We start from the raw sequence: 15,730 nt of genomic DNA on the forward strand, positions 1-15,730 counted from the left end.
GCCGCAGGAGCGACCTCCGTTTCTCTTGACCTCCCGCCTCCTCAGGAACCCATCGTTGCTCATACCAGGGCGGACAACGTCAGCGTCAGCACCAGCGCCACCACCGAGATCAGCGTCTCGCACACCGTCCAGCTGCGGATCGTGTCGGCGACGCTGAGACCGAAATATTCCTTCACCAGCCAGAAGCCGCCGTCGTTGACGTGGCTCAGCACCACCGAGCCCGCGCCGGTGGCGAGCACGAGCAGCTCGGGCCGCACCCCCGGGTTGGCGGCGGCGAGCGGCGCGACGATTCCCGCCGCGGTCGCCATCGCCACCGTCGCCGAGCCGGTCGCGACTCGCATCAGCGCGGCGATCAGCCAGGCGAGCAGCACCACGGGGACGTGGAGCTGCGCCGCCAGCGCGACGATCGCGTCGGACGCGCCGCTGTCGGTCAGCACGCGGCCGAAGCCCGCGCCGACGCCGACCACCAACGTGATCATCGCGGTCGGCGCGAGGCACTCGTTGGTGTAGCGCTGGAGCGTCGCCGCGGCGAGCCCGCGCGCGAGGCCGAGCGTCCAGTAGCTCACCAGCACCGCGGCGAGCAGCGCCACCACGGGCGTGCCGAGGAAGCGCAGCGCCTGGTCGAGCGACGTGCCCGACGCGGCGAGCGACGGCGCGAGGCTGCCGAGCAGCATCAGCGCCACCGGCAGCAGCAATGTCGCCAGCGTGATGCCGAATCCTGGCAGCGCGCGATCGGGCACGTCCTCCGCGGCGGGCGGGGGCGGCACGGCGGGGGCGAGCCGCGGCACGACCAGCCGCGCGTAGAGCGGCCCCGCGATCGCCGCGGTGGGCACGCCGACGATCAGCGCGAACAGCACGGTCAGCCCGACGTCGGCGCCATAGGCCTGGGTCGCGAGCATCGCGGCGGGGTGCGGCGGCACCATCGCGTGCACCACCGACAGCCCCGCCGCCATCGGCAGGCCGAGCCGCAGCGGGTGCTGGCGCAGCCGCCCGGCCACCGCGAAGACGATCGGTACCAGCAGCACGAAGCCGACCTCGAAGAAGACCGGCAGGCCCACGATCAGCGCCACGGTCATCGCCGCCCAGTCGGCGCGGCGCGCGCCGAAGACGCCGATCACGGTGCGCGCGACGCGGTCAGCACCGCCCGACTCGACCATCATCTTGCCGAGGATCGTGCCGAGCCCGACCACCAGCGCGATATGGCCCAGCGCGCTACCGACCCCGGCCTCGAACCCCTTGACGATGTCGGCGGGCGCGATGCCCGCCACCAGCGCGAGCGCGAGCGACACCAGGGTCAGCGCGACGAACGGGCTGAGCCGCGCGCGCACGATCAGCAGGATCAGCAGCGCGACCGCGCCCGCCGCCTCAAGCAGCAGCAGCGTGCCGCCGCTCACTCAGGGCTGCTTCCAGGCGACGCAGTCGACCTCGACCTTGCAGTCGACCACCATCTGCGAGACGACGCAGGCGCGCGCCGGCGGGTGGGCGCCGAAATAGTCCTTGAAGACGCGGTTGAACGACATGAAGTCGCGCGCGTCGTCGAGCCACACCCCGCAGCGCACGACATGCTCGGGGCCGTAGCCGGCTTCCTCGAGGATCTTGAGCACGTTGCGGATCGCCTGGTGGGTCTGCGGGATGATCCCGCCGTCGATCACCTCGCCGTCGACCATCGGCACCTGGCCCGAGACGTAGAGCCAGCCGTCGGCCTGGACCGCGCGCGCGAACGGCAGGTGCTGCCCCCCGGTGCCGCTGCCGCCCTCGACGCCGTAGCGCTTGATGCCGTCACTCATCGATGATGTCCTTCTCGTTGATCTGGATATTGAAGATCCTCCCCGCATGGCGGGGAGGATTGCGAGTCTTGAAAGTGCCCCCGCCACTACGGCGTCGTGCCCGCCCGCCGCAGCAGCCGCCCGCCGCGCGCGCCCGTGACGCCGTCGCGATCGAGCGTCGCCACGCCGTTGACCCACAGGCCGAGCACGCCGTCGGCGGCGCGCGCCGGGTCGTCGTAGCTGGCGCGATCGAGCACGCGCGCGGGGTCGAACAGCACGAGGTCGGCGGCGAGCCCCTCGCGAACATAGCCCCGGTCGCGCAGGCCCAGCCGGTCGGCGGTGAGCCCGGTCATCTTGCGGATCGCCTCGGGCAGCGCGAGCAGCCCGCGCTCGCGCACGTAATGCGCCAGCACGCGCGGGAAGCTGCCCCACAGCCGCGGGTGCGGGCGCGGGTCGCACGGCAGCCCGTCCGAGCCGATCATCGTGAGCGGGTGTGCCAGGATGCGGTCCACGTCGCTCTCCGCCATGCAGTGATAGACCGCGCCGGCGGGCTGGAGCCGCCGCGCGGCGTCACGCAGGTCGCAGCCCCAGTCGGCGGCGATGTCGGCGAGCATCCGCCCGGCCTGGTCGGGCGCCGGCTCGGACCAGGTGATCAGGATCGGGGTCTCGGGCACCACCTGCTTCAGGTCGAGCGTCGAGGAGCTCGCGGTATAGGGATAGCAGTCGCAGCCGGTCGGGTGCGTCGCCGCGGCCTCCTCGAGCCGCGCGAGGATCTCCCCGCTGCGCCCATATTGGCTCGCGCCCGCGCATTTGAGGTGCGACACGACCAGCGGCGCGGCGGCGTGGCGCGCGATCGCGACCGCCTCGTCGATCGCGGGCAGGATCGCCGCGCCCTCGCTGCGCAGGTGGGTGGCGTAGAGCGCGCCGGTGTCGCGCAGCGCCGCGGCCACCGCCATCACCTCCTCGGTCGAGGCGTGCGCGGCATTGGCATAAGCGAGGCCGGTCGAGAGGCCGAAGGCGCCGGCCTCGAGCGCGGCGGCGAGATCGTCGCGCATCGCCGCGCGCTCGTCCGCGGCGGCGTCACGGTCGAGCCGGTCGAGGTGGCGCGCGCGCAGCGCGGTGTGGCCGACCAGCGCGACCACGTTGGTCGCGGGCATCGCGTCGTCGACCGCGGCGGCATAGGCCGCGAAATCCTCATAGGCGAAGTCGTCCGGCGCGCCGAGCAGCACCATCGGGTCGGGCAGTGCGCCGCGCGCGCGCCCCGCGCCCGCGCTGATGCCGCAATTGCCCACCACGACGGTGGTGACGCCCTGGGTGATCTTGGGAACCATCGCCGGCGCGGTGATCGCCACCAAATCGTCGTGCGTGTGCGCGTCGATGAAGCCGGGCGCCAGCGCGAGTCCGCGCGCGTCGATCGCGCCGTCCGGCGGCGCCGGCGCGGCGGGCGCGACCGCGGCGATGCGGCCGCCGCGGATCGTCACGTCGGCGCGACGCGGCGCGCCGCCCGAGCCGTCGTACAGCTCGGCGCCGGCGATGATCGTCTCAGTCATGACTCCTCCGCGCCCCGATGCCGCCGACGTTGTCTCCTGCCTCGGGAATAATGTAAACATCTTTGCGTATTAGGGAGTGACGCGGTGGACGAACTGAACAAGGGCGTGGGGCAGACCGGCACCGAGTGGGACCTGCTCGCGGGCGACGTGCCGCTTCCCGCCGCGGTGCTGAGCGAGCCCGACATGGCGCACAATCTCGCCTGGATGCGCGCCTTCATCGACTCCTACGGGCTCGCGCTCGCGCCGCACGGCAAGACGACGATGGCGCCCGCGCTGTTCCGCCGCCAGCTCGACGCGGGCGCCTGGGGCATCACGGTCGCCACCAGCCAGCAGGCGCGCGTCGCCGCGGCGCACGGCGTGGAGCGGGTCCTGATCGCCAACCAGGTGGTCGGTGCCGCCAATCTCGCCGCGATCGCCGAGCTGGCGGCGCACCCAGGGTTCGACCTGCTGTGCCTGGTCGACAGCGCCGAGGGCGTCGCGCAGCTCGGCGCGGCGTGTCGCGCGCGGGGCGCCGAGCTCGACGTGCTGATCGAGCTGGCCCCCGAGCGCGACCAGGAAGGGCTGCGCTGCGGCGTCCGCGACGCGGCGCAGCTCGCCGCGGTGCTCGACGCGCTGGCGGGATGGCGCGGCGCGCTGCGGCTGGCGGGCGTCGAGTTCTACGAGGGCGTGCTCGCCGACGAGACGTCGGTGCGGCGTTTCGTCCGCCGCGCGGTGGCGACGGTCGAGCGGCTGGTAGGGGAGGGGCACGTCGGGCGCGCGCCCGCGATCCTCACCGGGGCGGGGTCGGCCTGGTACGACGTGGTCGCGGAAGAGAGCGCCCCGCTGGCGCGCGACGGCGCGGTGCAGGTGGTGCTGCGCCCCGGCTGCTACATCAGCCACGACGACGGGCTGTACCGCGTCGCGCAGGAGCAGATCCTGCGCCGCAACCCGGTCGCGCCGGGACAGGGCGAGCCGCTGCGCCCCGCGCTGCGGGTGTGGGCGGCGGTCCAGTCGATCCCCGACCCGACGCGCGCGGTGGTGGCGATGGGCAAGCGCGACGTCGCCTTCGACGCCGGCCTGCCGCGCCCCGCGACGCTCTACCGGCCCGGGCGCGACGCGCGGCCCGCCGTCGCGCCGGCGCATTGGGCGGTGACCGGACTGATGGACCAGCATGCCTATCTGTCGATCGCGGCCGGCGACGATCTCGCGGTCGGCGACGTGATCGCCTTCGACATCTCGCACCCGTGCCTCACCTTCGACAAATGGCGCAGGATCCTGGTCGCCGACGCGGATCACCGCGTGATCGAGGTGATCGAGACGTTCTTCTAGCGCGGCGAGCGTGACCCGGCGGCGTGGCGACCGCAGGGGTGTAGTCAGGGCCGAGCGGGGCGCCGAGGAGCGGAGGCCGCGAGCCGAGGTGGCTGGCCGGCAGCGCCCGGCGCGGTTCGATCGGGCGTCCGGGTCACGCTCGGCGGTGACCGCCGCCTTCGAGCGGCCGGGTCGTCGACGGTCGTGCCCGGCGCTGCCCCAACCGGAGACATTGTCGCCTTCTTCCGGGCGGCTCCCCACCGCCATCTCGCCGCGCGCGACTGCGACGAACGTCCGCGTCCGCGAACCCGGGTGAGGGGAGGAAGCACGGGTCCGGCGGCGAGAGCGACGGTCGCGACGATGCCGTCCGGCGCGTCGGAGCGGCGCCCACCAGCCTCGTCGACCCCCGCATCATCCAACCGTGATCGCCGGGGAAGACGATCGGACGGGTCTGATCACCCATTGTGGTCGTCGACGATGCGAGCAGCGGGCGCGAGGGCGGATGCGTTCGGCTCGACATGTCGCCGCTGATCGCCGGCGCTGGCGTCGCTGCCCGTCTGAGATGGTCTGCCTGCACGATCGCTACGATGATAGTTGCGAACCGGTCGCAACGATCCTAGAATGCTGTTGCGGCTGACTCGCGCTAGCAAAAAGCCCCATACGCGGGGAAGAGGATTGATGAAGACGATCACTAGCGGCCTCCTGGTCGCGGGCCTGGCGCTCGCGTCGGCAGGTCACGCAGATCCCAGGGATGACCGGGTCGGCGCGACCGGGGAGGGCGGGCAGGACATCGTCGTCACCGGTCGCGCGTCGCCCGCGCCCGCCGCGGCCGACGACAGCTACAAGCCGACGCCAGACGCCTCGACGCTCCGCTCGTCGGCGACGCCGCTCGAGACGCCGCAGACGATCAACATCGTGCCGGCACAGGTCATCCGCGATCAGCGCCCGCGCTACCTCGACGACGTGCTCGCCAACGTCAGCGGCATCACCCAGGGCAACACGCTCGCCGCGACGCAGGACACAATCCTGAAGCGCGGCTTCGGCGGCAATCGCGACGGCTCCGTGATGCACAACGGCATGCCCGTCGTGCAGGGACGCGCCTTCAACGCCGCGGCGCAGAGCGTCGAGGTGCTGAAAGGGCCCGCCTCGCTCCTCTACGGGATCATGGACCCGGGCGGTGTCATCAACGTCGTCGCCAAGAAGCCGCTGCTCGAGCCACAGTTGAACGTCGCGGTCACGGGGTCGAGCTATGCCGACGCCCGCGCGGGCTTGGAGGCACTGGCGGACCTCACCGGTCCGATCGCCGGGGCACTGGCCGGGCGGCTGGTGGTCGACCATCAGGACGAGGATTATTGGCGCGACTTCGGCGAACGCCGTGACACGCTGATCGCGCCGTCGCTCGGCTGGTACGGCGGCACGACGCAGGCGGTCCTCTGGTACGAGTATCGCCGGTTCGATTACCCGTTCGACCGCGGCACCGCGCTCGACCCGCGCACGCTGACGCCGCTGCCGGTGCCGAGGCGGCAGCGGCTCGACGACCTCAACAACCGCATGGTCGGGTCGAGTCACCTCGTCCAGCTCGCGGTCGATCACCGGCTCGGCGGGACGTGGGCGGCGCATCTCGCCGCGGCGTTCAACAGCGAGACCTATGACGCCGGGCAGCTGCGCGTCACCGGCGTCAACACCGCGCGCGGCACGCTGACCCTCAGCAACGACGCGACGCTGGGTTCGCTCAGCACCGACGCGTACGCGCAGGCCTATCTCACCGGCGGGTTCGACCTCCTCGGCGCGCGGCACGAGGCCATCGTCGGCATCGAGGGTGAGTATCGCCGCTATTATCGTCGCGACCTGATCCGGCAGGCGGTGCGCAGCGCGTTCAGCTACCTGAGTCCGGTCTACGGCCGCGAGCCGTTCCCGACGACGGTGTCGGCGAGCGACAGTGACCAGACCGACCGGCTCTACAATTACTCCGTCTTCGGGCAGGACTCGATCCATCTCGGCGACCGCTGGATCGTCGCGGCGGGCGGGCGGTTAATCGGCTTCGACCAGCGCGCCGGCCGCGGTCGTCCCTTCACCGCCAACACCGATCTCGACGCCTGGGCGTTCGTGCCGCAGGCGGGCCTCGTCTGGCGGGCGGCGGATGTTGTCTCGCTCTACGCCAGCTACACGCGATCGCTGAAGCCCAGCTCGACGATCGCACCGCTCGCCAGCGGCGTGACGATCACCTCCGGCTTCGCGCCCGAGCGCGGCCGGTCGTTCGAGGTCGGCGCCAAGCTCGACGTGCCCGAGCGGGTGTCGGCGACGCTCGCGCTCTACGACATCGACAAGCGCAACGTCTTGGTGTCGCAGTTCAACCCGACGACGGCGCTGACCGAGTATCGCACGGCCGGCCGGGCGATCTCGCGTGGCGTGGAACTGGACGTCTCGGGGCACCTCACGCGCGCGCTCGGCCTCATCGGTAGCTTCGCCTACACTCATGCGCGCACGACCGAGGACCCGGTCTTCGCGGGCAAGCAGCTGGCGAACGTCGCGCCGTACACCGCGTCGCTGTCGGCCGCCTATGACGTCGGGGCGATCGCGGGGAATGACAGGCTGCGGCTCGGCGGGGGCGGGCGCTATGCCGCACGCCGACCCGGCGACGGCGCCAACAGCTTCTGGTTGGACGATTATGTCGTGGCCGACGCTTTCGCCACCTATGACACGGAGCTGGGCGGGCGGCGGGTGTCGTTCCAGGTCAACGTGAAGAACGTCTTCGACAAGACCTATTACGCCTCGGCGGTGAACCAATATGGCGTCGCGATCGGCGACCCGCGCCGGGCGATCGGGACTATGAGCTTCACCTTATGATGAACTGCTCCCGGCTCCTAGGTAGCGCAACGATGGTGTTGCCGCTAGTTAGAAAAGGCACATCCTGCGCCAGATAGAAATGACACCCCTTGGTAGCAGCGGGGGCAGCGTGGAGCCATCCAAACAGCGCAGCGCTGCCCCCGCTGATGCGATCACCTCTCGGCTCCTGACCCCGGACCCGCTGCGCCAGCAGCGGGCTCGGTCACGCCAGTTTTCGAGCGCTCGAGCTTTCCCGAAACTCCGTCTCCGATGCCGCATTTCGGGAAAAGGCAATCGGGAGCATATTTCGGGAAAATCAGCCCCCGATCCGCGAGGCGTAGCCGGTTTGCGGCCCAGGATCTCGATTGACCTTCCCAATCGGGAAGGCTGATAACCGGCTCACCCATGGAATAAACCCGGACGAGCGTCGTCTATGCTTTCAGGACTGATGCGCCGGAGGCTTATGCGTAGACGATATTGGATGCTCGGTCTGACTGCTTCGGCCCTGCTCACAGGCGCAGTCGCGGCCGCCCCTGCCGGTGGTTACGCCAGCATGGTGGCTGCCGCGATGGACCGGATGATGGCGGGCATGATGGTCAAGCCGTCCGGCGACGTCGACCGCGACTTCGTCACGATGATGCTTCCGCATCATCAGGGTGCCATCGATATGGCGGTGGCGGAGCTTCGCTACGGCCACAACGAGCAGCTCAAGCGCATCGCGCAGGAGATCATCATTGATCAGCAGCAGGAGATCGCCGCCATGAAGCTGGCGATCGGTCAGCCGCTACCCCCTTCGACGCCAGCCCCGACGCAGGGCGGCGACCACCACAGCCATATGGAGCACTGACATGATCCGGACCATCCTGCGCTCGGCCGCCTTGCTGATGAGCGCCGCACCGGGGATCGCCATGGCCCAGCAGGCGCCATGGAACGCCAGGGACGTACCCGTCAGCCACCGCGACCGCGTCTATGCGTCCGAACAATTCTCCAACACGGTGTCGGTGACGGACCCGGCCGACAACCGGCTGCTCGGCGTCATCAAGCTGGGCGATCCCCAGCCGATGAACTTTTCGCCGCTCTACAAGGGACAGGTGCTGGTCCACGGCCTCGGCTTCTCGCCGGACGGGAAGACCTTGGCGGTCGTGTCGATCGGATCGAACGCCGTGTCGTGGATCGACACCGCCACCAACACCGTCAAGCACACGACCTATGTCGGGCGCAGTCCGCACGAGGCGTTCTTCACGCCAAACGGCAAGGAGGTGTGGGTTACGGTACGCGGCGAGGACTATATCGCCGTGCTCGACCCTACGACGTACAAGGAGACGGGGCGCATCAAGACGCCCGGTGGTCCGGGCATGACGATCTTCTCTCCCGATGGCCGGTACGGCTATGTCTGTTCGTCGTTCAATCCGGTGCTGGCCGTGTTCGATGTCGCGACCCACGCGCAGGTCGGACAGGTGGCACAGCCAAGCCCGTTCTGTCCCAATATTGCCGCGACGCCGGACGGCAAGCAGGTGTGGTTCACGCTGAAGGACATCGGCAAGACGGTCGCATTCGATGCGAGACCACCCTTCGCGATCCTGAAGGTGCTGGATACCGGGCCGATCACCAACCATGTCAACTTCGCCCGCACGGCCAAGGGGCAGTTCGCCTATGTGACGGTCGGCGGAGAGAATGCGGTGAAGGTGTTCCGCACATCCGACTTCGCGCCCGTCGCCACCATCCCGGTCGGCAAGATGCCGCACGGTGTCTGGCCATCGGGCGACGGCCGGCGCATCTACGTCGGGCTGGAGAATGCCGATGAGCTCGCCGCGATCGACACCGCTGGCAACACGGTCGTTGCCACCGTGCCGGTCGGACAGGCACCGCAGGCGATCGCCTATGTGTCGAACGCAGTTCCGACAGGCCCCGGCACCGACAATCTCCAGCCGCTCGGCACGGCCGGCAAGGCGTTGCATCTGACCATGGGGCCGATCGGCGGCAAAGGTACAGCAAGCAGCATCACCCTCTTCGACCAGGGCATCATTCAGGTCGTGCAAAGTGCCGTTACCGGTTTGCAGCCCAAAAAGCCTTACATGCTCGTGCTGACCGCCAATGCGGACGGCAGTGGTGCGGTAGAGCCGCTTGCGAACTTCATGAGCAACCCGGCAGGTGCGGCGATCGTCAACGCATCGGGTCCGATCCGGCAGATCGTTCAGGGCAGCACCGCGACGCCCCGCCGCTTTCTGGCGGTGGCGGAGGTGGTGAACGGCGCGCCTGGACGCATCGTGCAGGTGCAGCGCGACTGAAATGGACCCTCTTGCCGCCGCGATCGAACCCCTGATCCCCGGCCTGCGCCGCTATGCCCGGTCGTGGCTGCGCGATCGGGCGATGGCGGACGACGTGGTGCAGGATTGCCTCGAGCGCGCGGTCGGGCGATGGCGACAGCGGCGCGGGGTGGAGGTTCGCCCATGGGTCTACGCGATCCTGCACAATCTGTTGGTCGACCATCAGCGGCAGCGTAGCCGGCGAGGCACGGCGGTTCCGCTCCACCTCGTGGATGACGCCGCGCTCGGCCGTCCGGCCGATCAGGACACAGGCCTGCACCACCGCGACCTGCTGCGCGCGCTTGATGCGTTGCCTGAAGAGCAGCGAACGGTGCTGCTCCTCGTATCGGTCGAGGGTCTGCCCTATGCGGAGGTCGCTGCCGTCGTCGGCGTGCCGCTGGGCACGGTGATGTCGCGCATATCGCGGGGGCGCGACCGTCTGGCGACACTCCTCCGGGAGGGTGAACGGCCGCGATTGAGGAGCGTGCAATGACCAGCCCGATCGGCGAGGACGATCTGGCCGCATGGATCGATGGCAGGTTGTCGCCCGAGCGGCAGCGCCTGGTTGACGCCTACCTTAAAGGCCAGCCGGATCTGCATGCCCGTTTGCGGGAGCAGGCGGAGCAGGCGCGAGCCCTTGCATCCCTGTTCACCACGATCGCGGACGAACCCATTCCGGCGACGATGCGCGTGGCAGCGATCAGGGGACGGCAAAGGCAACCGCGTTGGCAACTCGCCATTGCCGCGTCACTTCTGCTGGCGTTGGGGTTTGGCGGGGGCTGGTCGAGCGCGCGGTGGAGCGGTGAACCCCGCGCGGGCATCGCGGCGCTGGCCAACGAGGCGAGTGACAATTTCCGTGTCTATGCCGCCGACCGGATACGACCGGCGGAAATCGGCCCCGACCAGCGCGCCATGCTGATCCGGTGGACCTCCGCCCGACTGGGTGAGCGCGTCACCATCCCGGACCTCAGCACAGCCGGCTATCGCTATGGCGGGGGGCGATTGGTCGCGACGCCTCACGGCCCTGCGGCACTGCTCCTCTACGACGGACCGCAAGCGTCGAAACTCGCGGTGCTGACGAGGCCTATGCAGATCGACAAGACCGCGAGCATGACCAGCACGTCCAGCGGGACCATGGGCCGGGTCACATGGGCGGTTGATGGGATCGGCTATAGTGTGGTGGGCGAGCGACCCGCGGCCGAGTTGCATCCGATCGCCGACGAGGTCCGGCGCCAGGCCGATGCGGCGCTGGTGTCCTGATTGCACCTTGCCGCTTCCCGACGCCGACAGGCACCGGGCGATCCAGCGGGATCACGGCTTGCGCTCGACGTCCTTCCTGTCGGCCTCGGCCGGCGTCCGGCGAGCCCGCTCGCGGATGCGGCGTTCCAGCGGCGCACCGACGAACAGGACGAGCATTGCAAGGCTCACCCCGCCGATGATGAGCGGCCACACTGCCAACCCCGCTGCCGCGCCGATCGTGGCCGTCACCCAGATGCACGCGGCGGTCGCCAATCCATGCACTTCCTGACCCTGGCCGACCCGCAGCACCGCGCCGGCACCGATGAAACCGACGCCTGTCAGAATGCCCTGCATCGCCCGCCCTGCGGCGTCGGCGTTTACATTTGGCAGGCCACTATGCACGACCGCCTGCACGGCGATGCAGCTCGCCAGACCGACCAGACCCAGCGTTCGCAAGCCCATGATCTGCCGGTTCTCGCGCGAGCGTTCCCAGCCGAGCACCATCCCGGCCGCGGTCGCCACCACCAGCCGCCCGATCGCATCGATCCAGAAGCCGATGTCCGATGCCGCTGACGCTTCGATCATTCGACCAGCACGTGGACGTGATGCCAGGCGGTGCACAGATATCCGGCGAAGTTCCACATCGTGTCCGGCCGTTCGGGCTGTCCCTGTCCAGCCCCGTCGAAGGCGCGCACGACAAGGTGCTGGCGACCTTTGGCAAGCGTGGCGTCGAGGGTCCAGCGCCGCCAACCCCAGTGCGTCTCCGGATCATCGGCGAACGTCGCCTGTTGCCACTCGCGACCACCGTTTACCGACACTTCGACCCGAGAGACGCGGCGATCATAGGCGATGGCATAGCCCTCGATCCGCACCTCCCCGGCCGGCAGGCTTTCGCCAGAGCCGGGCACGCAGATCGCGGCGTTGAGCGGCATGGCGTTGATCGTCAGACCCTGGCTCCAGTCGACGGTGTCGCTCGTCACATCGGCGGGAAACAGCTTGTAGTCGTGCGCCTGGATCGATGCGTCGGAAGGCGTGTCTCGCACCTCGATCCGTGTCAGCCATTTGGCGCTGCGCACGCCTGCATAGCCCGGCACCACCATGCGGAGCGGGGCGCCATGTTCGGGCGTCAGCGGCTCGCCGTTCATCGCCCAGGCAATGAGGACGTCGGGTTGCCGCGCCTTGTCCATGGCGATCGAGACCCCGAACAAGGCTTCTTCGCCCTCCACGTCCACCTCGTCGGCGCCGGTGAACGCCACGAACAGGTTGGACGCATCAGGCGCGCCAACTGCATCGAGCACATCGGCCAGGCGTACGCCGGTCCACTCCGCATTGCCAATCGCGCCGACATCCCAAGGATCGCCCGACGTCTTGCCGACCTGCTGGAGGTCCGTGCGCCGGTTACCCGCGCATTGGAGCACGGCTGTCACCGAGTGCGTGGAAAACGTAGCTTTCAGTTCCTCTACCGAGAAAGAGCGGCTCGCCATGCCCGTCCCGCTCACCTCGATCCGATGATTGGCGGGCAGATCCGGCACTGGCCCGTGGCTGCGCACGTAGAACAGCGCCTGCGGCGTCAGGAACCGCTCGATCAACGCACTGGGCGTCGGCTCGGCGTTGTAGGGATCGGATTTGCGCTCGATCATATCGGTCATGGACGAACAAACGCCGCAAGCGCGCGGATCGCTTCAAGTCTTCAAGACCATCACAGACGAAAGGCTGCCGATCGTTCCGATATCCAGATTGGAATGAGCAGATCAAACGGTTGGTCGTATCGATCAGATTGCGCGATATAAGCTGCATGACCCTGGAGCAGCTCAGAATATTCGTCGGTGTCGCGGAGCGCGAACACGTCACCAAGGCAGCGGAGGTGCTGAACGTCACGCAGTCTGCTGCCTCCGGCGCGATTGCTGCCCTCGAAGCGCGCTACGGGGTTCCTCTGTTTCACCGCGTCGGGCGTGGCATCCAGCTGACCGAAGCAGGCCGCGGCTTTCTGGAGGAAGCGCGCGCGGTGCTGGGGCGGGCAGCGCATGCCGAGACGATGCTGGCGGACTATGCCGGGCTTGCCCGTGGTTCATTGCGGATCGTCGCCAGCCAGACGATCGCGAGCTACTGGTTGCCGGCAAAGCTCGCCGCCTTCCACGAACGCCACCCGCAGATCGCGGTTGAGCTCGCGATCGACAACACCGAAGGTGCGGCAGCGCAGGTCCTGAGCGGCGCGGCGGAACTCGGCTTTGTCGAGGGCGAGGTGGACGAACCGGCACTCGCCCACTGGACTGTCGGGCGTGATCCGATGGTGCTGGTCGGCCGCGAGGACGCCGAACGTGTCGACGAGGCCTGGCTGCGCACTGAACGCTGGATCGTCCGTGAGCTGGGATCCGGTACGCGCTCGACCTTCGAGGACGTGCTGCGAACGCGCGGGTTTGATCCGGCCCAGCTGACGATAGCGATGACGCTGCCGTCCAACGAGGCGGTGCGTACCGCGGTCGAGGCCGGTGCCGGCGTTGCCGTCTTGTCGCGATTGGTCGTAGCTCGTGCGCTCAAGGCCGGTGACCTTGTCGAGCTGCCGCTCGGGCTGCCCGACCGCGCCTTTCACGCGCTGCGCCACAAGGAACGCTATCGCACCCGCGCGGCCGACGCGCTGACGGACCTCATCAAGGAGCAGGTCGCATGACTGCCGACACGCACTCCGTTCTGAGCGGCCTCAAGCCGCTCAGCCGGCTCGATCACCCCCGCGAGATGATCCGCCAGTTCACGCCCAACTGGTTCGCCGCGACGATGGGCACGGGCATCCTCGCGCTCGCACTGCCGCAGGTACCCGGCATTGGACCCTCGCTGAAGCCATTCGGCGAGGTGTTGTGGTTCTTCAACATCGCACTCTTCGCGCTGTTCGCCGGCCTCTATGGCGCGCGCTGGGTGATGTTCGGGCATGAGGCGCGGCGCATCTTCGGGCACAACACCGTGTCAATGTTCATCGGGACCATCCCGATGGGGCTGGCGACAATCATCAACGGCTGCCTCGCCTTCGGCATCGCGCGGTTCGGGAATGGCATCGTACCGGTCGCGCAGGTCTTGTGGTGGATCGACGTCGCCATGTCGCTCGCCTGCGGCGTGCTGATCCCGTACCTGATGTTCACCCGCCACGAGCATAGCCTGGACGGCATGACCGCGGTATGGCTGCTGCCGGTCGTCGCTGCCGAAGTGGCGGGTGCCAGCGGCGGGCTGCTCGCGCCGCATCTGGCCGATCCCCACGCGCAGCTAGTCACGCTTGCGACCTCCTATGTGCTGTGGGCCTATTCAGTGCCGGTCGCGTTTGGCATCCTCGCCATCCTCATCCTGCGCATGGCACTCCACAAGTTGCCGCATGAAAGCATGGCGGCATCCTCCTGGCTGGCGCTGGGGCCGATCGGCACGGGTGCTCTGGGCATGCTGGTGCTCGGCGCGGATGCGCCGGCGATCCTCACCGCGCACGGGCTAGCCGGCGTCGGCACCGTCGCGCAGGGGATCGGCGTTGTCGCCGGGCTCTGCCTGTGGGGTTTCGGCCTGTGGTGGCTGGCGCTCGCGACGCTTATCACCATCCGCTACTGGCGCGCTGGTGTGCCGTTCAACCTGGGCTGGTGGGGCTATACCTTTCCGCTCGGCGTCTACACCGTCGCCACCTTCCGCCTCGGCACGACGCTGAACCTCGGCTTCTTCGGCATAGCTGGCACGGTGCTGACAGTCGCGCTTGCGGCGATGTGGCTGCTGGTCGGTGCCAAGACGCTGGCTGGCGCATGGCGGGGCAACCTGTTCGTCTCGCCCTGCATCGCCACCCCGAACTGATCCGCCGTGGTGATCGGATCAGTCGGTTCGATCACTTGCAGAACGCCCCTTCGATCCGCCAGCGTGGCTGGCCACAGGAGAGCCTTGTCATGGACAATTTCGACGCCGGGCTGGCGAGTGAGACCAGCCGTCGCCGCTTTCTTAGGCATGCCGCGCTCGGCAGCGCCGGCCTTGCCGCAGCACCTGCGCTGGCACAGCAGCTCGTCGACCTGAAGCTGCCTGGCGGCAATGCCGAACGGCCGATGACCAGCGCCTTTCCCGGCAAGGGCAGCATGATCCTCCAGCGTGTCCATCCGCCTTTGCTGGAAACGCCGATGGACGTGTTCGACAAGTCGGTGTTCACGCCCAACGACCAGTTCTTCGTCCGCTGGCACTGGGCCGATATCCCGACCTCGATCGATGTCGAGACTTTCCGCCTCAACGTCTTCGGCCACGTCAACCGGCCGCTGTCGATCAGCCTCGCTCAGCTGCTGCGCCTTCCACGGGTCGAAATGGCGGCGGTCAATCAGTGCTCGGGCAACAGTCGCGGGCTATTCCAGCCGCGCGTCGCCGGCGCGCAATGGGGCAATGGCGCGATGGGCAACGCCAAGTGGCTCGGCGTTCGCCTGCGCGACGTGCTCGACCTCGCCGGGGTCAAGGCAGGCGCGGTGCAGGTGCGCTTCGGCGCTCTCGATCAGCCGGTCGTGGCGGGCGCTCCTGACTTCGAGAAGGCACTCGACATCGACCATGCCCGCGACGGCGAGGTCATGATCGCCTTCGGCATGAACGGCGAGCAACTGCCGCTCCTCAACGGCTTTCCCTGCCGGCTGATCGTGCCGGGCTGGTACTCGACCTATTGGGTCAAGATGCTGAACGCGATCGAGGTACTGCCCGGCCCTGACGACCAGTATTGGATGGCCAAGGCCTACAAGATCCCCGCGACACCCGGCGCGAATGTCGC

The 15,730-nt window shown here is 68.9% G+C and carries 14 protein-coding genes; 9 read left to right on the forward strand and 5 right to left on the reverse strand.

What is annotated here, in order from left to right; all coding sequences use genetic code 11:
• Positions 1-59 precede the first annotated feature (59 nt).
• The 3 genes from KZ813_RS02395 to KZ813_RS02405 form a co-directional block, all read right to left on the reverse strand.
• Positions 60-1,394: a GntT/GntP/DsdX family permease gene (locus KZ813_RS02395; RefSeq protein WP_219753357.1), complete on the reverse strand. Its 1,335-nt coding sequence runs from the start codon at positions 1,392-1,394 to the stop codon at positions 60-62.
• On the reverse strand, positions 1,395-1,787 hold the full coding sequence (locus tag KZ813_RS02400; RefSeq protein WP_219753358.1) for a RidA family protein: 393 nt from the start codon (positions 1,785-1,787) through the stop codon (positions 1,395-1,397).
• 86 nt (positions 1,788-1,873) lie between these two features.
• Positions 1,874-3,316, reverse strand: coding sequence for an N-acyl-D-amino-acid deacylase family protein (locus KZ813_RS02405; RefSeq protein ID WP_219753359.1), 1,443 nt, complete (start codon positions 3,314-3,316; stop codon positions 1,874-1,876).
• An 84-nt stretch (positions 3,317-3,400) separates the two neighbouring features.
• On the opposite strand from KZ813_RS02405, the gene KZ813_RS02410 reads away from it, so the two are divergent.
• The 6 genes from KZ813_RS02410 to KZ813_RS02435 all read left to right on the forward strand — a co-directional run bounded on the left by KZ813_RS02410 (position 3,401) and on the right by KZ813_RS02435 (position 10,995).
• Complete coding sequence (locus tag KZ813_RS02410) at positions 3,401-4,624, forward strand: amino acid deaminase (RefSeq protein WP_219753360.1); 1,224 nt, start codon at positions 3,401-3,403, stop codon at positions 4,622-4,624.
• A 657-nt stretch (positions 4,625-5,281) separates the two neighbouring features.
• The gene (locus tag KZ813_RS02415; RefSeq protein ID WP_219753361.1) at positions 5,282-7,450 is read left to right on the forward strand and encodes a TonB-dependent siderophore receptor; all 2,169 of its coding nucleotides are present in this window, start codon (positions 5,282-5,284) and stop codon (positions 7,448-7,450) included.
• 460 nt (positions 7,451-7,910) lie between these two features.
• Positions 7,911-8,276, forward strand: coding sequence for a DUF305 domain-containing protein (locus KZ813_RS02420; protein ID WP_206379054.1), 366 nt, complete (start codon positions 7,911-7,913; stop codon positions 8,274-8,276).
• A gap of 1 nt (position 8,277) precedes the next feature.
• Positions 8,278-9,717 carry a YncE family protein gene (locus tag KZ813_RS02425; RefSeq protein ID WP_088368484.1) on the forward strand — a complete coding sequence of 480 codons (1,440 nt, stop codon included), beginning with the start codon at positions 8,278-8,280 and terminating at the stop codon, positions 9,715-9,717.
• A gap of 1 nt (position 9,718) precedes the next feature.
• Positions 9,719-10,228, forward strand: coding sequence for an RNA polymerase sigma factor (locus KZ813_RS02430; RefSeq protein WP_088368483.1), 510 nt, complete (start codon positions 9,719-9,721; stop codon positions 10,226-10,228).
• On the forward strand, positions 10,225-10,995 hold the full coding sequence (locus tag KZ813_RS02435; protein WP_058733713.1) for an anti-sigma factor family protein: 771 nt from the start codon (positions 10,225-10,227) through the stop codon (positions 10,993-10,995). The genes KZ813_RS02430 and KZ813_RS02435 overlap by 4 nt, the downstream gene beginning before the upstream one ends.
• A 51-nt stretch (positions 10,996-11,046) precedes the next feature.
• Here the strand turns inward: KZ813_RS02435 and KZ813_RS02440 are convergent, their stop codons facing one another.
• Both KZ813_RS02440 and KZ813_RS02445 read right to left on the reverse strand, forming a co-directional pair.
• Positions 11,047-11,559, reverse strand: coding sequence for an MgtC/SapB family protein (locus KZ813_RS02440; protein ID WP_058733712.1), 513 nt, complete (start codon positions 11,557-11,559; stop codon positions 11,047-11,049).
• Positions 11,556-12,623 carry a molybdopterin-dependent oxidoreductase gene (locus KZ813_RS02445; protein WP_219753362.1) on the reverse strand — a complete coding sequence of 356 codons (1,068 nt, stop codon included), beginning with the start codon at positions 12,621-12,623 and terminating at the stop codon, positions 11,556-11,558. The genes KZ813_RS02440 and KZ813_RS02445 overlap by 4 nt, the downstream gene beginning before the upstream one ends.
• A 146-nt stretch (positions 12,624-12,769) precedes the next feature.
• On the opposite strand from KZ813_RS02445, the gene KZ813_RS02450 reads away from it, so the two are divergent.
• The 3 genes from KZ813_RS02450 to KZ813_RS02460 form a co-directional block, all read left to right on the forward strand.
• Positions 12,770-13,642, forward strand: a complete 873-nt coding sequence (locus KZ813_RS02450; RefSeq protein WP_058733710.1) for a LysR family transcriptional regulator — start codon at positions 12,770-12,772, stop codon at positions 13,640-13,642.
• Positions 13,639-14,790, forward strand: coding sequence for a TDT family transporter (locus KZ813_RS02455; protein ID WP_097064886.1), 1,152 nt, complete (start codon positions 13,639-13,641; stop codon positions 14,788-14,790). Before KZ813_RS02450 ends, KZ813_RS02455 begins: the two co-directional genes overlap by 4 nt.
• Before the next feature lie 89 nt (positions 14,791-14,879).
• Positions 14,880-15,730: molybdopterin-dependent oxidoreductase (locus KZ813_RS02460; protein ID WP_219753363.1), on the forward strand; the 851-nt coding region annotated here is incomplete at its 3' end.

Origin of the sequence: Sphingomonas folli (assembly GCF_019429525.1) — a bacterium.
Classification (GTDB): domain Bacteria; phylum Pseudomonadota; class Alphaproteobacteria; order Sphingomonadales; family Sphingomonadaceae; genus Sphingomonas; species Sphingomonas folii.

Excerpts from the sequence above, each read along its gene's own strand:
- KZ813_RS02400 (WP_219753358.1), bottom strand. The coding sequence starts at position 1,787 with ATGAGTGACGGCATCAAGCGCTACGGCGTCGAGGGCGGCAGCGGCACC.
- KZ813_RS02420 (WP_206379054.1), top strand. The coding sequence starts at position 7,911 with ATGCTCGGTCTGACTGCTTCGGCCCTGCTCACAGGCGCAGTCGCGGCC.
- KZ813_RS02440 (WP_058733712.1), bottom strand. The coding sequence starts at position 11,559 with ATGATCGAAGCGTCAGCGGCATCGGACATCGGCTTCTGGATCGATGCG.
- KZ813_RS02450 (WP_058733710.1), top strand. The coding sequence starts at position 12,770 with ATGACCCTGGAGCAGCTCAGAATATTCGTCGGTGTCGCGGAGCGCGAA.
- KZ813_RS02425 (WP_088368484.1), top strand. The coding sequence starts at position 8,278 with ATGATCCGGACCATCCTGCGCTCGGCCGCCTTGCTGATGAGCGCCGCA.
- KZ813_RS02430 (WP_088368483.1), top strand. The coding sequence starts at position 9,719 with ATGGACCCTCTTGCCGCCGCGATCGAACCCCTGATCCCCGGCCTGCGC.
- KZ813_RS02445 (WP_219753362.1), bottom strand. The coding sequence starts at position 12,623 with ATGACCGATATGATCGAGCGCAAATCCGATCCCTACAACGCCGAGCCG.
- KZ813_RS02405 (WP_219753359.1), bottom strand. The coding sequence starts at position 3,316 with ATGACTGAGACGATCATCGCCGGCGCCGAGCTGTACGACGGCTCGGGC.
- KZ813_RS02415 (WP_219753361.1), top strand. The coding sequence starts at position 5,282 with ATGAAGACGATCACTAGCGGCCTCCTGGTCGCGGGCCTGGCGCTCGCG.
- KZ813_RS02455 (WP_097064886.1), top strand. The coding sequence starts at position 13,639 with ATGACTGCCGACACGCACTCCGTTCTGAGCGGCCTCAAGCCGCTCAGC.
- KZ813_RS02435 (WP_058733713.1), top strand. The coding sequence starts at position 10,225 with ATGACCAGCCCGATCGGCGAGGACGATCTGGCCGCATGGATCGATGGC.